Origin of the sequence: Anaerotardibacter muris, from assembly GCF_943192915.1 — a bacterium.
Classification (GTDB): Bacteria; Actinomycetota; Coriobacteriia; order Coriobacteriales; family Eggerthellaceae; genus Anaerotardibacter; species Anaerotardibacter muris.
Genome location: NZ_CALPCD010000005.1, coordinates 1 through 16,147, shown reverse-complemented (window position 1 = coordinate 16,147; position 16,147 = coordinate 1). Strand labels below are relative to the sequence as shown.

Annotated in this window: 13 protein-coding genes; 9 read left to right on the top strand and 4 right to left on the bottom strand. The window is 57.1% G+C overall.

Annotation, left to right across the window (positions count from 1 at the left end):
- Window positions 1-21: 21 nt before the first annotated feature.
- Window positions 22-1,353, bottom strand: coding sequence for a glycosyltransferase family 4 protein (locus NFR25_RS05170; RefSeq protein WP_251198187.1), 1,332 nt, complete (start codon window positions 1,351-1,353; stop codon window positions 22-24).
- Window positions 1,354-1,540: 187 nt separating this feature from the next.
- Here NFR25_RS05170 and NFR25_RS05165 point away from each other — a divergent pair, with 187 nt between their 5' ends.
- A complete protein-coding gene (locus NFR25_RS05165) occupies window positions 1,541-2,647 on the top strand; it encodes a glycosyltransferase family 2 protein (protein ID WP_251198186.1) in 1,107 nt (368 codons plus the stop codon).
- Between the two features lie 182 nt (window positions 2,648-2,829).
- On the opposite strand, the gene NFR25_RS05160 is transcribed toward NFR25_RS05165, so the two are convergent.
- Entirely contained in the window at window positions 2,830-3,303 is a 474-nt protein-coding gene (locus tag NFR25_RS05160) for a universal stress protein (protein WP_251198185.1), read from the bottom strand.
- Window positions 3,304-3,395: 92 nt separating this feature from the next.
- Entirely contained in the window at window positions 3,396-3,893 is a 498-nt protein-coding gene (locus NFR25_RS05155) for a VanZ family protein (RefSeq protein WP_251198184.1), read from the bottom strand.
- 172 nt (window positions 3,894-4,065) lie between these two features.
- On the opposite strand from NFR25_RS05155, the gene NFR25_RS05150 reads away from it, so the two are divergent.
- From NFR25_RS05150 to nrfD, 4 genes are all read left to right on the top strand, one after another.
- Window positions 4,066-5,442, top strand: coding sequence for a DHA2 family efflux MFS transporter permease subunit (locus NFR25_RS05150; RefSeq protein WP_251198183.1), 1,377 nt, complete (start codon window positions 4,066-4,068; stop codon window positions 5,440-5,442).
- 372 nt (window positions 5,443-5,814) lie between these two features.
- A complete protein-coding gene (locus tag NFR25_RS05145; protein ID WP_251198182.1) occupies window positions 5,815-8,484 on the top strand; it encodes a molybdopterin-dependent oxidoreductase in 2,670 nt (889 codons plus the stop codon).
- Window positions 8,485-8,487: 3 nt separating this feature from the next.
- The gene (locus NFR25_RS05140; protein ID WP_251198181.1) at window positions 8,488-9,228 is read left to right on the top strand and encodes a 4Fe-4S dicluster domain-containing protein; all 741 of its coding nucleotides are present in this window, start codon (window positions 8,488-8,490) and stop codon (window positions 9,226-9,228) included.
- 2 nt (window positions 9,229-9,230) lie between these two features.
- Entirely contained in the window at window positions 9,231-10,385 is a 1,155-nt protein-coding gene (gene nrfD / locus NFR25_RS05135) for an NrfD/PsrC family molybdoenzyme membrane anchor subunit (protein WP_251198180.1), read from the top strand.
- 258 nt (window positions 10,386-10,643) lie between these two features.
- On the opposite strand, the gene NFR25_RS05130 is transcribed toward nrfD, so the two are convergent.
- On the bottom strand, window positions 10,644-11,237 hold the full coding sequence (locus tag NFR25_RS05130; RefSeq protein ID WP_251198179.1) for a GNAT family N-acetyltransferase: 594 nt from the start codon (window positions 11,235-11,237) through the stop codon (window positions 10,644-10,646).
- Between the two features lie 137 nt (window positions 11,238-11,374).
- Between NFR25_RS05130 and NFR25_RS05125 the strand changes: the two genes are divergently transcribed.
- From NFR25_RS05125 to NFR25_RS05110, 4 genes are all read left to right on the top strand, one after another.
- On the top strand, window positions 11,375-12,229 hold the full coding sequence (locus tag NFR25_RS05125) for an amino acid ABC transporter substrate-binding protein (protein WP_251198178.1): 855 nt from the start codon (window positions 11,375-11,377) through the stop codon (window positions 12,227-12,229).
- A 162-nt stretch (window positions 12,230-12,391) separates the two neighbouring features.
- Window positions 12,392-13,045, top strand: a complete 654-nt coding sequence (locus NFR25_RS05120) for an amino acid ABC transporter permease (protein WP_251198177.1) — start codon at window positions 12,392-12,394, stop codon at window positions 13,043-13,045.
- A gap of 177 nt (window positions 13,046-13,222) precedes the next feature.
- Entirely contained in the window at window positions 13,223-15,115 is a 1,893-nt protein-coding gene (locus tag NFR25_RS05115; protein WP_251198176.1) for a DHA2 family efflux MFS transporter permease subunit, read from the top strand.
- Window positions 15,116-15,371: 256 nt separating this feature from the next.
- On the top strand, window positions 15,372-16,100 hold the full coding sequence (locus tag NFR25_RS05110; protein WP_275556939.1) for an amino acid ABC transporter ATP-binding protein: 729 nt from the start codon (window positions 15,372-15,374) through the stop codon (window positions 16,098-16,100).
- The last annotated feature ends 47 nt before the right edge of the window (window positions 16,101-16,147 follow it).

The window sequence follows — 16,147 nt, the reverse complement described above, 5'->3', positions numbered from 1 at the left end:
CGGTCGGTCGAACGCACCATGCTATTTTGAGCGCTTATGAGGTTGAGCATTGTTGCGCGCAGGCTTCGTGCGCGAACGAGGAGACACAGTCCCATCGGCCGTACTCGAGCGACTTCCGCTTCGCCTTTCAGCAGTGGGCTGTTGAGTGGCGCTACGTCCTGATCCGCGCATGGTGCGGATGGGAATATAGTCCTCTTCCTCGACCATCCATTCAGCATCTTCGCCACCATCTGCAGTATCTCCGCCGCTCATGCGGGTGCCGCGTCGCGGATTGTAGTGATGCAACAGTACTGGTTCGAGCAGGTGAAGCTTGAAAACGATAACGCCCGTGATGATGGCCAGAATAGCGAACACGATGAAGCGCGGTGGTCCATCAAGCTCGGTCACCAGCACAGCACCTGCTGAGAGCAGCGCCGTCCAGGCCCACATGATGAAGACGGTCGCGCGCTGGGAATAACCCGCCTGTAGCAGGCGATGATGAATATGCCCGCGGTCCGCGGAGTCGATCGGCTGATGCGCGCGCTTACGACGGATGATAGCAACCGCGGTATCGATGATCGGTACGCCAGCAGCCAGGATGGGCACCAGCAAGGAAACGAAGAACGCCGAACGAGCAACTGCCATCAGCGAAACGATGCCGAGCGCAAAACCTAACAACAACGCTCCCGAATCGCCCATGAAGATGCTCGCTGGATGGATGTTCGACTTCAGAAAGCCAAGACACGCACCCACGATCACGAAGCTCATCAGCGCAGCGCCTGGACGACCAGTGAGCACCGCCAGCACGCCGATGGTGGCAGCCGTGATAGCGGTGATGCCCGCAGCCAGACCATCAAGGCCATCGATCAGGTTGATGATGTTCGCAAATGCCACAAGATAGAACACGGTCAGCGGGTAAGCAAGCAACCCGAATTCGAAATACCCGTCGCTGATGAAGTTATGGATGCTCGAGAAGAGCAAGCCCGAACCTGCCACTACGCAGGCAGCAACGATCTGCCCCAGCAGCTTGACCTTGGGTCTCAAGTTGTAGATATCGTCGATCACGCCCACGCCGAACATGATGAACACGCCAACCGCAACGCCCAGATAATTCACGTTGTGACCAAGACCGCCCTGAAGTGGTGTCGCCCAGCCCCACCATTGCATGCCAGCGAATGCAACTACCACTGCAGCCGCTAAGCCGCCGAAGATAGCCACGCCGCCCATGCGTGGGATGGGTGTCTGATTCACGCGGCGTGCACTGGGATAGTCGATAGCGTCGAGTGCGATAGCCAAACGGCGCGCGAGGGGAGTAAGAAGGATCGTCGTGACCAGGGCAACCAAGAAGAGAATTATGCATTCCAACCAATTCACTCTTGGGTGCGCTCCTTTCACGCGATGATCCTACAGGATGCCTATAGCGCCTAGGCTGAAGGCATTCAATCTATTATAAATCCTTTGACGAAAGGCCGTCCTGCTATAATGAATCTTCGCGAGGTCCGTGCTGAAATTGCACGTGAGCAACCCGCCATCCAGCACCCAAGGCTCTGTAGAGAGGCGCATGACCACAACCCCCCAACAGACGATCGGTTCCGAAGATGCACCTTTTGGCACTGCGCCAGCGATCAGCATCATCATTCCCGTCTATAACGTGCGTGCCTGGCTCGAGCGGGCGGTGAAGTCGCTCCAGGCACAGACCTTTTCCGATTTCGAATTGTTCCTGATCGATGACGGCAGCACTGATGGCAGCGGCGAGGTGTGCGATCAGCTGGCAGTTCGCGATGCGCGCATTCGCGTGATCCACCAGGAAAATGCAGGTGCGGCTGCTGCGCGTAACCTGGCGATCGAGCAGGCTCGCGGCGAATACCTTTACTTCATGGATGGCGATGACTGGGTCGACCCCACTGCGCTTGCCGATATGTACGAGTTTGCGAAGGCCAATGATCTTGACCTGGTGGTAACAGGCTTCTACATCGAAACCTATTACAGCGATGACAAGTTCTATCAGGAACTGCGCAATGCGCCCGATCGCGTATTCGCATCGCAGGATGAATTTCGTCAGAGCGCGCATGAGCTCTTCGATGCGCAGCTGCTCTATGCGCCGTGGAACAAGCTCTATCGCCGCGCATATCTGATGGAAAAGGGTATTCGATTCCCGGCCACGTTCTGGGATGATCTGCCCTTCAATCTAGACGTGGTGCGTGAAGTGGAGCGCGTGGGAACGCTCGATGGGCATTACTATCACTTCCTGCGTGCGCGCCAGGAAAGCGAGAACACCCGCTATCGTGCCGACATGTACGAAAAGCGCGAAGAAGAACACCAATGGCTTCAAGAGCTCTACACCCAGTGGGGCATCGACTCACCCAAGATCCAGGAATTCCTCGCGCGCCGCTATGCCGAGCGCCTGGTGGGCTGCGTTGAGAACATCACCAACAAGAACTGCACGCTCTCACGCCAGGAAAAGCGCGCCCAGATCGCACACATGATATCGACCCCGCAGGCTCGTGATGCACTCGCGAAAACGGTACCAGGCACCTTCATGATGAAGGTCCTCTTCGTGCCCTATCGCATGCAGAACGTCACGTTAGTGATGGCTGAAAGCGGATTCATCTCCTTCGTGAAGCAGCGTTCCACCAATCTCTTCGCCCGCCTGAAGGCGAATCGTTAGCCAGCCCGAGACAATTTGAACAACATGGGGACGGGGCGAAAGCGCCTTTGGGTGTCCCTGGGGACGGAGCGAAAGCGTCCTACTTATCCTATCGGCCAAGGACTACCCACGCCAACGTCTCAACGCAATAAAAAAGGGCGCACCAACGCGCGCCCTTTGATCACAGTCTGTTTTGCACGCTGCTATTTCACGGTGAGTACAGGGATCTTGGTCGCACGGATAACGCCATAGCTCACGCTGCCAAGAAGCCCGCGTAAAGCACCTAAGCCGCGCCTACCCATGACGATCAGGTCGCAGTTATGATCGGAAGCATAATCGATGATGCCTTCAACAGCAGAAGGATGAGCGATGACCTCATACGTGACCTGGTCTTCCTTCAGTTCGTCGAAGGTATTGCCGATGGTGCCCATCATTTCTTGATGGATCTGGAGCAGCGTGTCATCGAACAGTTCGGAATAGGTCTTTTGGGTCACGTAAGAAGGGCTTACCACGGCTGCTGGGTCAGTGGATGCTACTTCAGGGAAGATGTTGATGGGTACCACGTTCACCACATGAACTTTGGTGTCGTGCCCTTTTGCGATCCCGCAAGCCGCCGCCAGCGCGCTTTGCGCATGATCTGAACCGTCATAAGGAACTACGATGCATTCGTAAGCCATGGTCACTCCTTGGATCGAGCTATAGAGAGGCTGCGCAGCGTGCGCCGCCTAGGTCTCTTCCATTATAAAGAAATGTCCACGGAGCGCCTATGCTAAATCAGGTGCTGTTCTGCGCGTTTTTCGCGCAGTTTCAAGAATGCAGTGACCAGCACCGCAGCCAGCAGAGCAGCGATAGTGTCAACCACCCAATCGAGCGGGTCGCACGTGCGGCCAGGCACGAAGATCTGATGCAGTTCATCGGTCACACCATAAAGGCTTGCGATCACCGCTGCCAGTACGCAAGCTCGATTCAGCGGTAGGTGAAGGCGCAGTGCATTGGCAAGCGCCCCACCCAGCAGGAAGAATTCTGTGAAATGCCCGATCGGCGATACATCAACAGGATGTCCGAAGAGCGCCGTGGTAGCAGCAGCAAGGGCATCCTTGATCACGGTGATCATCCCCGTGCTGGTATCAAGGTCAACATCGGATCGCGAGCTCATATAGAAGATAATGCAGGCCATCGCCGCAACGAACAGCCAGCTTAACACTGCGAAAACCTGCGAATACTGCGAGCGCGTATCAGGCGCGAATATGTTCTTCTTTCGGCTCATGCCTCCAGCTTATCACGCTCACGCTGGGCTCGCGCCACTCTTACACCATTGAAAGAGTTCCAGCCGAAGGCGAACAGCGCCATCGGGCTAAGTTATGCACGATTGCCTTGCAGCCACAGCACCCCGGGGGATTCGCGGTAAGATAGCAACAACGATCGAAAAGGAGGATGAGATGCAGCAAAGCGCAGAACGCTCGCACACGAGCCCGCACATCATCATCCCCGTGGTCATCATCATTATCAGCTCGGCAGTAGGCAACCTATCGCAAACCGCCATGAATGCCATGTTCGGCGGCATTGCTGCTGACTTCGACCTGAGCATGGCGCTGGGCCAGTGGGTTACTACGCTCTATATGCTCGTTATCGGCATCACGGTGCCTGCGGTCACCTACCTTATGCGCAAGTTCGCGCTCAAGAATCTCATCCTCATCTCGCTGTGGCTCTTCCTCGCGGGCTGCTTGGTGGATATCTTCACCCCCAACTTCGCGATCCTGCTGGTCGGACGCGTGCTTCAGGCTATCTCGGCCGGCATCCTCATGCCTATGATGATGAGCGTGATCATGACCTCGTTTCCGCCCAACAAGCGCGCTACGGTCATGGGCATCGCTGGCATCGCGCTCGGTTTCGCACCTAATATCGGCCCCACTATCGGCGGCTACCTGGTCACGGCTTCGGGTTGGCGCAGTCTGTTCGTTATCCTGGCGGCAGTGATGGTGGTGCTCATCCTTGTCGCATTCATCTTCATCAAGCCCGGGCCACGCGTGCATCGTGAAGCATCGCTCGATGTGCTTTCACTTGTGCTCTCGGCGCTCGGTTTCGGGTTCCTGTTGCTGGGTTTCTCTAATGCATCCGATACGAGCAGCTCGCTCGTGTCCATCTGGCTGCCGTTAGTTGTTGGTGCTGTGGCATTGGTGGTGTTCATCCGCCGCCAAAACCGCATTGACCACCCCCTCATCAACATGCGCATATTCAAGTCAAGCCAGTTCACAGTTGGTTTTTGGGCATCGAATCTGCTCTATGCGAGCTTCATGGGTATCACGCTCATCGTTCCGCTGTTCGTCGAGAACGTTTGGGGAGGCACGTCCATCGAAGCAGGTGTTGCGCTGCTTCCAGGCACCATCGTCGCGCTCTTCGTGAATCCTCTGGCCGGCATTCTCACCGACAAGATAGGCGTGCGCCCCGTCACCATCTTCTTCGGCCTTTCGCTTACGATAGGTTCGATCTCCATGACGTTCATCAGTGCTGAAACGCCGTTTTGGCTCATCTTGTTGTTGCAAGGGATTCGAGCAATAGGCGTATCTGGTTTGATCAGCCCGCTCACTTCGTGGAGCATGGAAGAACTTCCTGGTGATCTTATGACCGATGCTTCATCTTTCAGCACTGCCATCCGTCAAGCCATCGCCTCCATGGGCACCGCTCTCATGGTCCTGCTCGTCACGGTTGGCGCTCAATTCTTCGCCTCGGTCACCTTCGGCTTCCAGCTAGCCCTAGCTCTCTCCGGGCTCTTCGCCCTAGCCGTACTAACCCTCATCCTAGCCCGCGTTCGCTAGACGAAATAGTGCACGGTGCTGTGGATGTAAGGTGAGGGTGCAGAACTTACTCTGAACACCATCTAAAAAAGAACCCAGCTAAGCTGGGTTCCATAAAAATGCATGAGGCAGTGCAGCACATGAGCCCGAAGGGCGAACAGTGGAACGGGTAAGTTATGGACGATCACCTTGCGGTCGCAGTACCTTGGTAGTCTCTGGGAAAGACTGGAGCTGGGGGTGAAAGCATCCGAGGTGCTGATTCTAAAATTGCTGTTCAGACGTGAGAGCGACCGTTCTTTATTCTCGTACGAGAATAATGCCCATGCTGTACAAATCCCTGTTCGTTCTTCACAATGGTAGATAGCAATCAAAAGAGGAGAAAGAGGTGGGTTCATGTTTGGCTTGGATAAAGACGAACATGCGATATCGCGCCGCTCGTTCGTAGCTGCCGGCACCGCTGCGGCCGCAGGAGCGATGATCGGAGCAGGTGCTCCCTTCGATGTGCGCGACGCTGAAGCACTCACAGAAGCAGAACCGCTCGGCGGCGAGTGGATCCGCACCACGTGTTCGCCCAACTGCACCGGCGCATGCGGCATCAAAGCATGGGTCGAAAACGGTCAGGTTCGCATGCTCAAGCAGGCGGCCGACTACCCCTACGAACACTACAATCCGCGCGGATGCCTGAAGGGTCTGTCCATCAACACCATTCTGCACGGCCCCGACCGACTTACGAAACCGCTAGTCAAAGGCGATGATGGCAGGCAGGTTGAAACCGACTGGGACACCGCGCTGAATACCGCAGCCGACAAGCTGCGCGAGATCGCGGAAAAGTACGGCCCCGATTCCATCGGCGTCATCTACCAGGTTCAGGGCACGGGCCACATCCAGAAGGGCTCGCTCGTGCGCATCGCCAACACGTTCGGCTGGTCCATAATCGGCGGCTACGAACTCAACGGCGACCTGCCCATGTTCTGGCCCGAGACCTTCGGTTGCCAGAGCGAAGAGCTCGAATCCTACTGTTGGGAAGACTCGAAGCTCACGCTCGTGTTCGGCTCGAACGTCATGGTCACACGCATGCCCGACGCCCACTTCCTCACCTATTCCCAGGAAAACGGCGGCAAGGTGATCTATTTCGACCCGAACTATTCTGCATCCGCTGAAAAGGCTGACGAATGGGTCCGCATCGCTCCCGACTCGGACGGCGCTTTTGCGCTTGCCATGGCCAAGACCATCATCGACGAAGACCTCTACGACGCACACTTCATGCGTACTTACACCGACGCACCGCTGCTCATCAATCTGGAAACCGGCAAGAAGATCTTGGCCGATGAAGTCCAGGGCGTTTCCGCGGTGCCCGGCATTCCCGATTTCCGCCAGAGCTACATCGCAGTCGACGAAGGCACGGACCTGGTCCATGCTACCTCGCCGCTCAAGCTGGAAGACAACAACTTCGCGCTCACCGGCACCTATGCCGTGCCCCTGAAAGACGGCACTACGGTTCAAGCGAAGACGGGCTTTCAGATCATACTCGACAAGCTGGAAGAATACACGCCCGAAAAAGTGGCCGACATCTGCAACATCGACGCTGATACCATCGTGCGCATCGCCCGCGAAGCGGCTACCACCAAGCCGATGCACATCATCTTCGGCGGCGGCACGCAGCAGTGGTACCACGGCGACCTGAAAGGCCGCGCCTGCGCGCTCGTTGCTTGTCTTACGGGCAACGTCGGTCAGCTCGGCGGCGGCATTTCCACCTACGTTGGTCAGTACAAGACGCGCTTCAACACCGCCAGCTGGATGGTTCCCGAAGGCGCGGTGAAGAATTCCTGCCCGTTCCATTACTGGGTCAACGGCCCCACGCCGCAGATGAAGGCGAAGTATCCCAAGGATGGCTTCAAGGCCATCGTGGTGGGCTGGGGTAACCCGCTCGAGCAGCACAACGTTGCGAACTGGTTGCGCAACGCGTACGCCACGGGCGAACTGGAATACCTGGTGTGCATGGAATTCCAGAACACGCTCACCGCACGCGAGGCCAACGTCACGTTCCCATGCGCCAGCTGGTACGAGAAGACCGAGCTTACTACCACGCCGCTGCACCCCTACGTGCAGCTTCAGCAGCGCATCGTCGACCCGCCCGGAGAAGCCCGCGAGGAAATCTGGGTGCTCACCGAACTGGCGAATCGCATCGATCCATCCAAGGAGCCGCTCTGGCCGCGCTTCGCGCCGGAAGATTCCGAAAAGCGCGCTGACGAAGTGTTGGCGCTCCTGCTCGAGAACGGCGGCGAGACCATCGATCATCTGACGCCCGCTGAACTGCGCCAAGGCCCCGGCAAGTTGGCTCACGCCAATCCTGGCGAGAAGAAGATCCCCTTCTGGGAACAGATCAACAACCGCGTGCCGTTCCCCACGGTGTCGCGTCCGAACCCCATCGATGCTACGGCGCATTTCGTGAAGTCGGGCCGCATCGAGTTCTACCGCGATGAGGACATCTTCCTCGAGCTGGAAGAGCAAGTGCCCTGCTACAAGCCGCCGTTCGAGGACACCGAATACAAGGACGACCCGAACGCGCGCGAGCTCTATCCGCTTGGCTACACCACGCGTAATAGCGCCTTCCGCGTGCATGCCACCTACGTGAACAACCCGTTCATGCTCGAGATCCAGGACAACACGCCCAAGGTGTGGCTGAACCCCGAAACGGCCGCCGAGCGCGGTCTGAAGAACGGCGACTGGGTCGAGGTCTACAACAGCCGCGGCACCGTCCAAGGCCAGCTCATCGAAGACCCGGGCGTATACCCCACGCAGTGCATCTTCGACCAGGGTTGGTGGTCGGCCTACGACAACGGCAGCAGCTACAACTCGCTCATCTGGCCGTGGATCAACCCCACCAACGAGGTCTACTACATGGTTAGCGTGTGGTCGCCGAACATGGCGTGGAACGAAACGGTCTGCAACGTGCGCCTGTGCAACGGCGGCGTGCCCGAGGTCGTACAAAACGCGGGCAAGAGCTCTCTTGACAGCAACATAGAACCTGGTCAGGGCATCGAATACGGAAGGGAGGCATAAGCCATGAGATACGCAATGGCAGTCGATCTGAGCCGCTGCATCGGGTGTCGCACCTGCGCGGTGGTCTGCAAGAATTATAACTCCCAGCCTCAGGGTATCTGGTGGAACCGCGTGTTCACCAGCGGAACGCCCGAATACGACGTGGCCGTTGAAGTAGGCGATCAGCTGCGCATGGAATTCGTTCCAGTCAGCTGTCAGCACTGCTCGGACGCGCCGTGCGAAACGGTCTGCCCCACGGGCGCGACCTACATCGATTCGAAGACGGGCACCGTGCTGGTCGACTACGATCGCTGTATCGGGTGTCGCACCTGCGCGAGCGCCTGCCCCTACGGTGTACGCCAGTTCAATTGGGGAACGCCTGCGGAGATGGTCGGCCTGGACGACACCACCTATAACTACGGTTACCCCTACGACTATCGCGACGATGGCAAGCTGGTCTACACGCCGCATCGTCCCGAAGGCGTGATGGAGAAGTGCACGTTCTGTGCGCAAAATGTTGCGCAGGGTCTTGAGCCCGCATGCTGTAGCGCGTGCCCCGGCAACGCCCGCATCTTCGGCGATATGGATGACCCGAATTCCGCCATTCGCAAGCACCTCGAAGGCAAAGAGGTGGTTCAGCTGGGCGAGAAGTACAACACGCATCCCAACGTTTACTATGTGGTCTCGCACGAGGTCACGCAGGTGAATCGTGTGGGCAAAGACGGCGACACCAGCACCGCCACCACCGAGAAGAAGGAGGGCTAGCTATGGAAAAGACGAATCGTACCATCTTGTGCGTGGGCGCAGTCCTTCTTGTCGTGGGCCTGATCGCATGGATCATCCAGCTGACTGGTGGTCTGATCGCTGGCTCGAACATGACCAACGTGTTCCTGTGGGGCCTGATGATCGCAGTCTTCGCGTTCCTGGTCGGCTTTGGCGCAGGTTCGCAGTTCGTAGCGAGTGCCATCTTCCTGCTCGGGAAAGAAGAACTGAAACCGCTCGGCCGCATTGCGGCAGTGTGCGGTTTTTCGTGTGTGTGCGGCGCGGGTCTGGCCATCATGGCCGACCTCGGCGCGATCCGCAACGCGCTGTGGATGGTGCTCGGCATCAACCTCTCATCGCCGCTCGCGTGGGACATGATCGCCATGGTCACGTTCCTTGTGCTCTCGTTCATCCAGCTCATCCTTATCATGCGCGGGTCAGGCGCGGTGAAGGTGTTCGCAGTGCTCGCAGGTCTTGCGGCGCTGGCTCTGCAGATCGTTGAGGGCTTGCTCTTCTCGACGCAGACCGCACACGCCTGGTGGGCAACGCCCATCATGCCCATCGATTTTCTAGCAGTGGCGTTCGTCAGCGGTTCGGCGCTCATGCTGCTGGTTGCTTGCGCGAAGCGTTATTCGGACGCTGCGCGCGCATGGCTCGGCCGCTTCTGCGCTATCGCGATCCTGGTTCACCTGGTGCTCGCACTGGCTGATCTGGCACTCGTAGCATTCGAAGGCACACCTGAGTCGGCAGGCATCCTGGCAGCCATCGGCTCGAATATCGTGCTCTATCTGGCGGAACTTGTGCTGCCGGCTATCGCGATGATCATGCTGTTCACCAGTGGTAGGAAGGGTGCGAAGAAGCCTGCGCTCATCGCGGCCATCCTGGTTGTCATCGGCATCTTCGCACATCGCTTGATGCTGCTGTTCCCGGCCTACAACGCGCCGTCGCTCTACCTCACACTTTCGGGCACCGACCTCACCACCGGTCCGTACCCGCTCTCGACGGGTCGCTATCTGGATTGGAACCTTACCTTCGCGAACACCACGCCGTATTTTCCAGCGTTACCTGAATGGGTCGCGATGCTCTTCCCGATCGGCTTCGCCATGGTTGCTGTCGTGGTGATCCTTGCCATCATGAAGAAGCTCCAACCCAAGCATTAATTCTTTCTCAAGTTTACAGAAGTGAAAAAGCACCTGTTCGCAGGTGCTTTTTTATTCCTAGAAATAGTGCACGGTGCTGTGGATATAAGGTAAGGGTGCAGAACTTACTCTGAACACCATCTAAAAAAAGAACCCAGCTAAGCTGGGTTCCATAAAAATGCATGAGGCAGTGCAGCGCATGAGCCCGAAGGGCGAACAGTGGAACGGGTAAGTTATGCACCCTTACCTTGTAGTCGCAGCACCCCAAAAGATTCCCGATCAGGCGCTCGCAAGAATCTCAGCAATCTCGCGTGGATCAAGCTCCGGAAACGGGATGAACGGATCAGGGTCGTTCGGGATGGGAGAGGTCAGCTCTTTCTGCATCCAGATGATCCCGTACCACCGGTCGAACTTGCGCCCGCAATTGGGGATATGCGCACACAGCTTATATCCCATTCGCTCGTGGAACAATCGGCTGGTCTCAGGGGAGTATTCATCTGCGGGATCGATGAAGGAGATGCAGGCGTTCGCGGTATAGACATGCTGCAAATGCAGGATCGCTTCGAGTGCGCCGTAGAGCTTGCGGCCTGTGCCATTGCCCTTGAAATCTTGGCGCACGTACACCGAAGTTTCGATCGCATGCACATATGCAGCGCGTGGGCGGAACGCCGAAGCATAGGAATAGCCTACGATCGCACCGTCTTCTTCCGCTACCAGGAACGGATAGCGCTCCTCGATCGATTCGATCTTCGTACGGAGCTCTTCCACCGTTGGCGGTTCTATATCGAAGGTGATCGCGGTATTGCGTACGTAATGAGAATAGATGTCGCAGATAGCCGCCGCATCTTCTGGCGTAGCTAGACGAATTGTCATCGCATCAGTATGTTTCCGTGCTATATTATTCATGCTTTAATGCTCCATAGCGCTAAAGTGGTAGGGCCAAACGACATACGCTCCATTCGAATCAAGCGTTTGGTTAAGTGTAGAAAACCTATAGCAAAGAGGTAAACATGAGCAAAGCACTAAACATGAAAAAGCTATTTCTGGCGGTCTTCGCTGCAGCTTGCATGGTCTGCCTGTCGGCAGTTCTCATGACGGGTTGCTCCAGCAACTCCAATAGCTCGAGCAGCGAGACCCCTGAATATCTGGGTGACGACGGCAAGTTCGTCATCGGTTTCGATGAGACCTTCAAGCCATTCGGCTATAAGGACGACAACGGCGAATATACTGGCTTCGACCTGGAGCTTGCTCAGGCTGTAGCTGAGAAGAACGGTTGGGAGATCGAGCTCATGCCCATCGATTGGGACACCAAGGATGCTCAGATCGACGCTGGCACCATCGATGTCATCTGGAATGGCTTCACCATCGAAGGCCGTGAAGATGCGTACGAATTCACCGATCCTTACTACCTGAACGACCAGGTCATCCTTGTTCGTGAAGGCTCTGACATCAATTCGCTTTCCGACCTGGCTGGCAAGACCGTCGTTGCTCAGGTGAACTCTCCTGCATACGACAATCTTGCTGAAGGCGGCGACTACTACGATTCTCTCGGCTCCACCCTTGGTGCTCTTGAGACCGCTCCTGAGTATCAGACCGCGCTGATGCAGCTCGAGTCTGGTGCTTGCGATGCAGTTGCGATCGACTATCCCACCGCTCAGTCCCTCATCTCTGGCAAGGACGGCTACGTCATCCTTGACGAAGTTGTTTCCTCCGAGAACTATGGCGTTGGTGCTAAGAAGGGCAATACCGAGCTGATCGAGCAGATCCAGTCTGCCCTCATCGAACTCTACAACGATGGCACCATCGAAGAGATCGCTTCTCACTATCCTGAAGAGATCTCCATCGACAAGTGGGTCCTCAAATAAGCGCTTCCCGTTAAGGGAACACGCGCGAAACGCGTAACGTGAAAGCCCTGGCTGCTGAATCATTCAGCCCGGGGCTTTCGTTTGTGAACGAATCGAGACGAATTGGGGGCGTGGCCCTTTTCATCCCACGAGTAAACTGAACCGATCACTTGAGGTTAAGCAATGGAATTCTCAACAATGCTCGCTATGCTGGGCGAAGGCTTCTTGGTCACGCTGCAGCTCTTCTTCGTAACGCTGCTGGGCGCACTACCATTGGGCGTTCTGGTGGCGCTTGGTCGCATGAGCCGCTTCCGCCCCGTTTCCTACATCTTCCGTTTCTATATCTCCATCATGCGCGGCACTCCGCTGATGCTGCAGCTCATGTTCATCTTCTTCGCGCCCTATTACATCTTTGGCGTGCAGCTTTCGATGGACTGGAAGTTCGGAGCTTGTGCGGTCGCATTCATCATGAATTACTCTGCCTACTTCGCGGAGATCTATCGAAGCGGCATCCAGTCCATTCCGCGCGGTCAATATGAAGCTGCGCAGATCTTGGGCTATGGCAAAGCGCAAACCTTCCTGCGCATCATCTTCCCGCAGGTATTCAAGCGCATCGTTCCTGCGCTCGGCAACGAAGTTATCGTGCTGGTGAAGGATACGTCGCTGGCGTTCACCATCGGTGTGGCGGAGATGTTCACCACGGCGCGCGCTATCGTTTCTTCCCAGGGCACGCTCACTGCGTTCGTGGTGGCCGCGGTGTTCTACTGGGTGTTCACCTTCGTGGTCGAGTTCTTCATCTCGCGCGTTGAAAAGCGCCTGGCCTATTATCACGACTAGCACTTCTGCCTGCAGAACTTGGCTTACCTTAAAACCCTCGCGCCTAAAGTGCGAGGGTTTTTTCATGCCGCTCGCGAAAAAGCATTCTCCGTTAATCGAGCTTTGTTGGCAAAGACGGCCACGCGCGACCATAGTACACACCCGGCATTCAACAATAGAAACACGAGGTAAGAGCATATGAGCAGCAAAGAGCACTATTTGGACAAGAAGCAGATCATCATGGTTGCCGTACTCATCATGGGCGCGGCCATTTCGGTCCTGAACCAAACCAGCATCACGCCGATGCTTCCTATCATCATCCAGGAAATGGACGTGACATCCTCAACGGCGCAGTGGCTCGTTTCCGGGTTCTCGCTGGTCACTGCCGTTATCATTCCTGTGTCGGCATATCTTATGAAGCGCTTTTCCACGCGCGCGGTCTACTTCGTGTCCATGGGCTTGTTCATTGTCGGCTCGGCCCTGTGCTGCATAGCGCCGAATTTCGCCATCCTTATGACCGGCCGCATCATGCAAGCTGCCTGTGCGGGCGTGCTCATGCCACTGGCCACCAGCATCATGTTGTTGGTGTTCCCGCCCGAGCGCCGCGGTTCGGCCATGGGTCTCTATTCGCTCATTACTTCGCTGATGCCTGCAGTCGGTCCCGCGGTCGCCGGTGGCCTTACCGACACGGTGGGCTGGCGTTTGGTCTACATCATCATGCTGGTCATCGCACTTGCCATCACGGTGTTCGCCATCGCGACGTTGCGCAACTACGGCAGGGCTGAGCGTGTAGCGCTCGATGTTCCCTCGGTCATCCTTTCAGCACTTGGCCTGGTTGCACTGCTCACGGGCATCAGCTTGGTGGGCGATGGCGGTTTCACCCTGTTCTCGGGTGGTCTGATGCTCGCGGGTATCGTGATCATCGCGCTGTTCGTCTTCCGCCAGACGCGCCTGGATCAGCCGGTGCTGAATATGGCGGTGTTCAAATATCGCCGCTTCGTCATCGGCCTTTCCATCGTGGTGGTGGTCATGATCATCGTGGGTGCGCCTGCGGCCACCATTCCGCTCATCGTTCAGCAGGGCTTGGGCGAATCTCCCACTATCACTGGTTTGCTCTCGCTACCCGCATCGCTCGTGGGTGCAGCTACCGCGTTGACCGCTGGTCGCCTGTTCGACCGCATCGGCGGCCGCCCGCTGGCGCTGGTGGGCTCTTCGATCCTGGTGATCGCCTATCTGGGTGCGATGTGCATGGTCGAAGAATATGGCGTGCTGTGGATGGCGGCATTCATGATCCTGACGAACTTAGGCATGATGTTCGTTACTACGCCGCTCAACACCTGGGCGCTGGGCTTTTTGCCCGACGAGCTCATCCCGCACGGCAACGCTATGTCCAATACGTTGCGCCAGGTGGGCATGTCTATCTCCATTTCGTTCTTCGTGGTGCTCATGGCGGTGGTGGCCAACACCCAAGGCGGCATGGCAAACCCTCAAGCGGTCATCTTAGGCGGCCGCGCAACCTTCCTTTGCGAAGGGATCCTTGCCCTTATCGTGCTCGCTGCTATCGCGATCTTCGTAAAACAGGGCCAAGAAGCCCAGATCGATGCCGCGCAGCCCAAAGCATCCAGCGAAGCCCTTGCGCGCGACTTCATGCGCATCGATACCCCATTCCTTACTGACAAGGCAACCCTGCGCGAAGCCATGGCGCTCTTCAACCGCGAAGGCACCACCGACTCGCCCATCATCGACGAGAAGGGACGTGTGGTGGCATTCCTCTCATCAGGGGATATCATGGCGCAACTGGTTGAGCGTCAGGTGATCGCGCCTGACCTTACGGGCTGGTCGATGCTGGACACGAATGAAACCTTCCGCACGCGCCTGACCGATCTGATCGACCGCAATGTGATGGGCGTGGCAACCCAGAATGTGGTCACGGTTCGCGCCGACGACTCCTTGGACGATGTCTGTCGACTGCTCTCAAAACGCCAGTTCAAGAAGGTGCCCGTGGTCGAAGATGGCCGTCTGGTTGGCACTATCAACCGCGATGACGTGGTGCACCACATCATGGACATCTTGGCCAAAGCGAAGATCTAGCACCTGTCCACCAGGCTTTTCATCCGCCAGAGCGGCAAGCTGGGCGCAGGGCACTTTATTACGCTAAACTAGCCATAGATAAAACACGCATGACCGAAGCGCCCCCGCGCTCTTCGGTCCGCTTTAAAGGACGAACCCTATGACCCAGGAAACCGTGATCGAAGTGAGCGAGACCGCCACTGCGCAGCCCGCGCCAGCCAAAGACACCACCCCTGTGCTGTCGGTGGAGCATCTGGAAAAGAGCTTCGGCGACACCATGGTGTTGAAGGACATCTCCTTCGAGGTGCGCCCTGGCGAGGTGGTGTCCATCATCGGACCATCGGGTTCGGGTAAGTCTACCTTGCTGCGCTGCTGTACGCTGCTCGAGACCTTCGAGTCGGGAGCGCTCCGCTATGACGATCTGGTGGTTGCCGAAAACGATGCGTCTGGTAAGGCGCACTACAGCGGCAAAGAAATGGACAAGCAGGCCCGCGAACGCTTTGGGTTGGTGTTCCAGAACTTCAATTTGTTCCCGCATTATTCGGTGCTGCGCAATGTGATGGAAGCGCCCGTGGTGGTGCAGAAAAAGGATAAGGCAGAGACCGAGGCACTGGCCCGCAAGCTGCTCAAGCAGATGGGTCTGGAAGGCAAGGAAGACGCCTATCCGTGCGAGCTTTCGGGCGGTCAGCAGCAGCGCGTGGCTATTGCGCGCGCCTTGTGCCTGCAGCCCGAGATCCTCTTCTTCGACGAACCCACCTCCGCACTCGACCCTGAGCTTACCCAAGAGGTGCTGAAGGTCATCCGCGCGCTGGCTGAAGAGCACATGACCATGGTCATCGTCACGCACGAAATGGCGTTCGCTCGCGATGTGTCTGACAAGATCATCTTCATGGATGGGGGCGTGATCGTTGAAGAAGGCACCCCCGATGAAGTGATCAATCACCCTCAGCACAACCGTACGAAAGCTTTCCTCTCTCGCTATCAATCCGACGGAGCCACGGACTAGGAAGCAATTGGGGACGGGTTCATTTTTGTCCCGGACAAAAATGAACC

What these genes read in the sequence shown, in the direction of transcription:
- NFR25_RS05120 (WP_251198177.1), top strand. Translation starts at nt 12,392, where the DNA reads ATGGAATTCTCAACAATGCTCGCTATGCTGGGCGAAGGCTTCTTGGTC.
- NFR25_RS05155 (WP_251198184.1), bottom strand. Translation starts at nt 3,893, where the DNA reads ATGAGCCGAAAGAAGAACATATTCGCGCCTGATACGCGCTCGCAGTAT.
- NFR25_RS05130 (WP_251198179.1), bottom strand. Translation starts at nt 11,237, where the DNA reads ATGACAATTCGTCTAGCTACGCCAGAAGATGCGGCGGCTATCTGCGAC.
- NFR25_RS05165 (WP_251198186.1), top strand. Translation starts at nt 1,541, where the DNA reads ATGACCACAACCCCCCAACAGACGATCGGTTCCGAAGATGCACCTTTT.
- nrfD (WP_251198180.1), top strand. Translation starts at nt 9,231, where the DNA reads ATGGAAAAGACGAATCGTACCATCTTGTGCGTGGGCGCAGTCCTTCTT.
- NFR25_RS05110 (WP_275556939.1), top strand. Translation starts at nt 15,372, where the DNA reads ATGGTGTTGAAGGACATCTCCTTCGAGGTGCGCCCTGGCGAGGTGGTG.
- NFR25_RS05125 (WP_251198178.1), top strand. Translation starts at nt 11,375, where the DNA reads ATGAGCAAAGCACTAAACATGAAAAAGCTATTTCTGGCGGTCTTCGCT.
- NFR25_RS05140 (WP_251198181.1), top strand. Translation starts at nt 8,488, where the DNA reads ATGAGATACGCAATGGCAGTCGATCTGAGCCGCTGCATCGGGTGTCGC.
- NFR25_RS05160 (WP_251198185.1), bottom strand. Translation starts at nt 3,303, where the DNA reads ATGGCTTACGAATGCATCGTAGTTCCTTATGACGGTTCAGATCATGCG.
- NFR25_RS05115 (WP_251198176.1), top strand. Translation starts at nt 13,223, where the DNA reads ATGAGCAGCAAAGAGCACTATTTGGACAAGAAGCAGATCATCATGGTT.
- NFR25_RS05150 (WP_251198183.1), top strand. Translation starts at nt 4,066, where the DNA reads ATGCAGCAAAGCGCAGAACGCTCGCACACGAGCCCGCACATCATCATC.
- NFR25_RS05145 (WP_251198182.1), top strand. Translation starts at nt 5,815, where the DNA reads ATGTTTGGCTTGGATAAAGACGAACATGCGATATCGCGCCGCTCGTTC.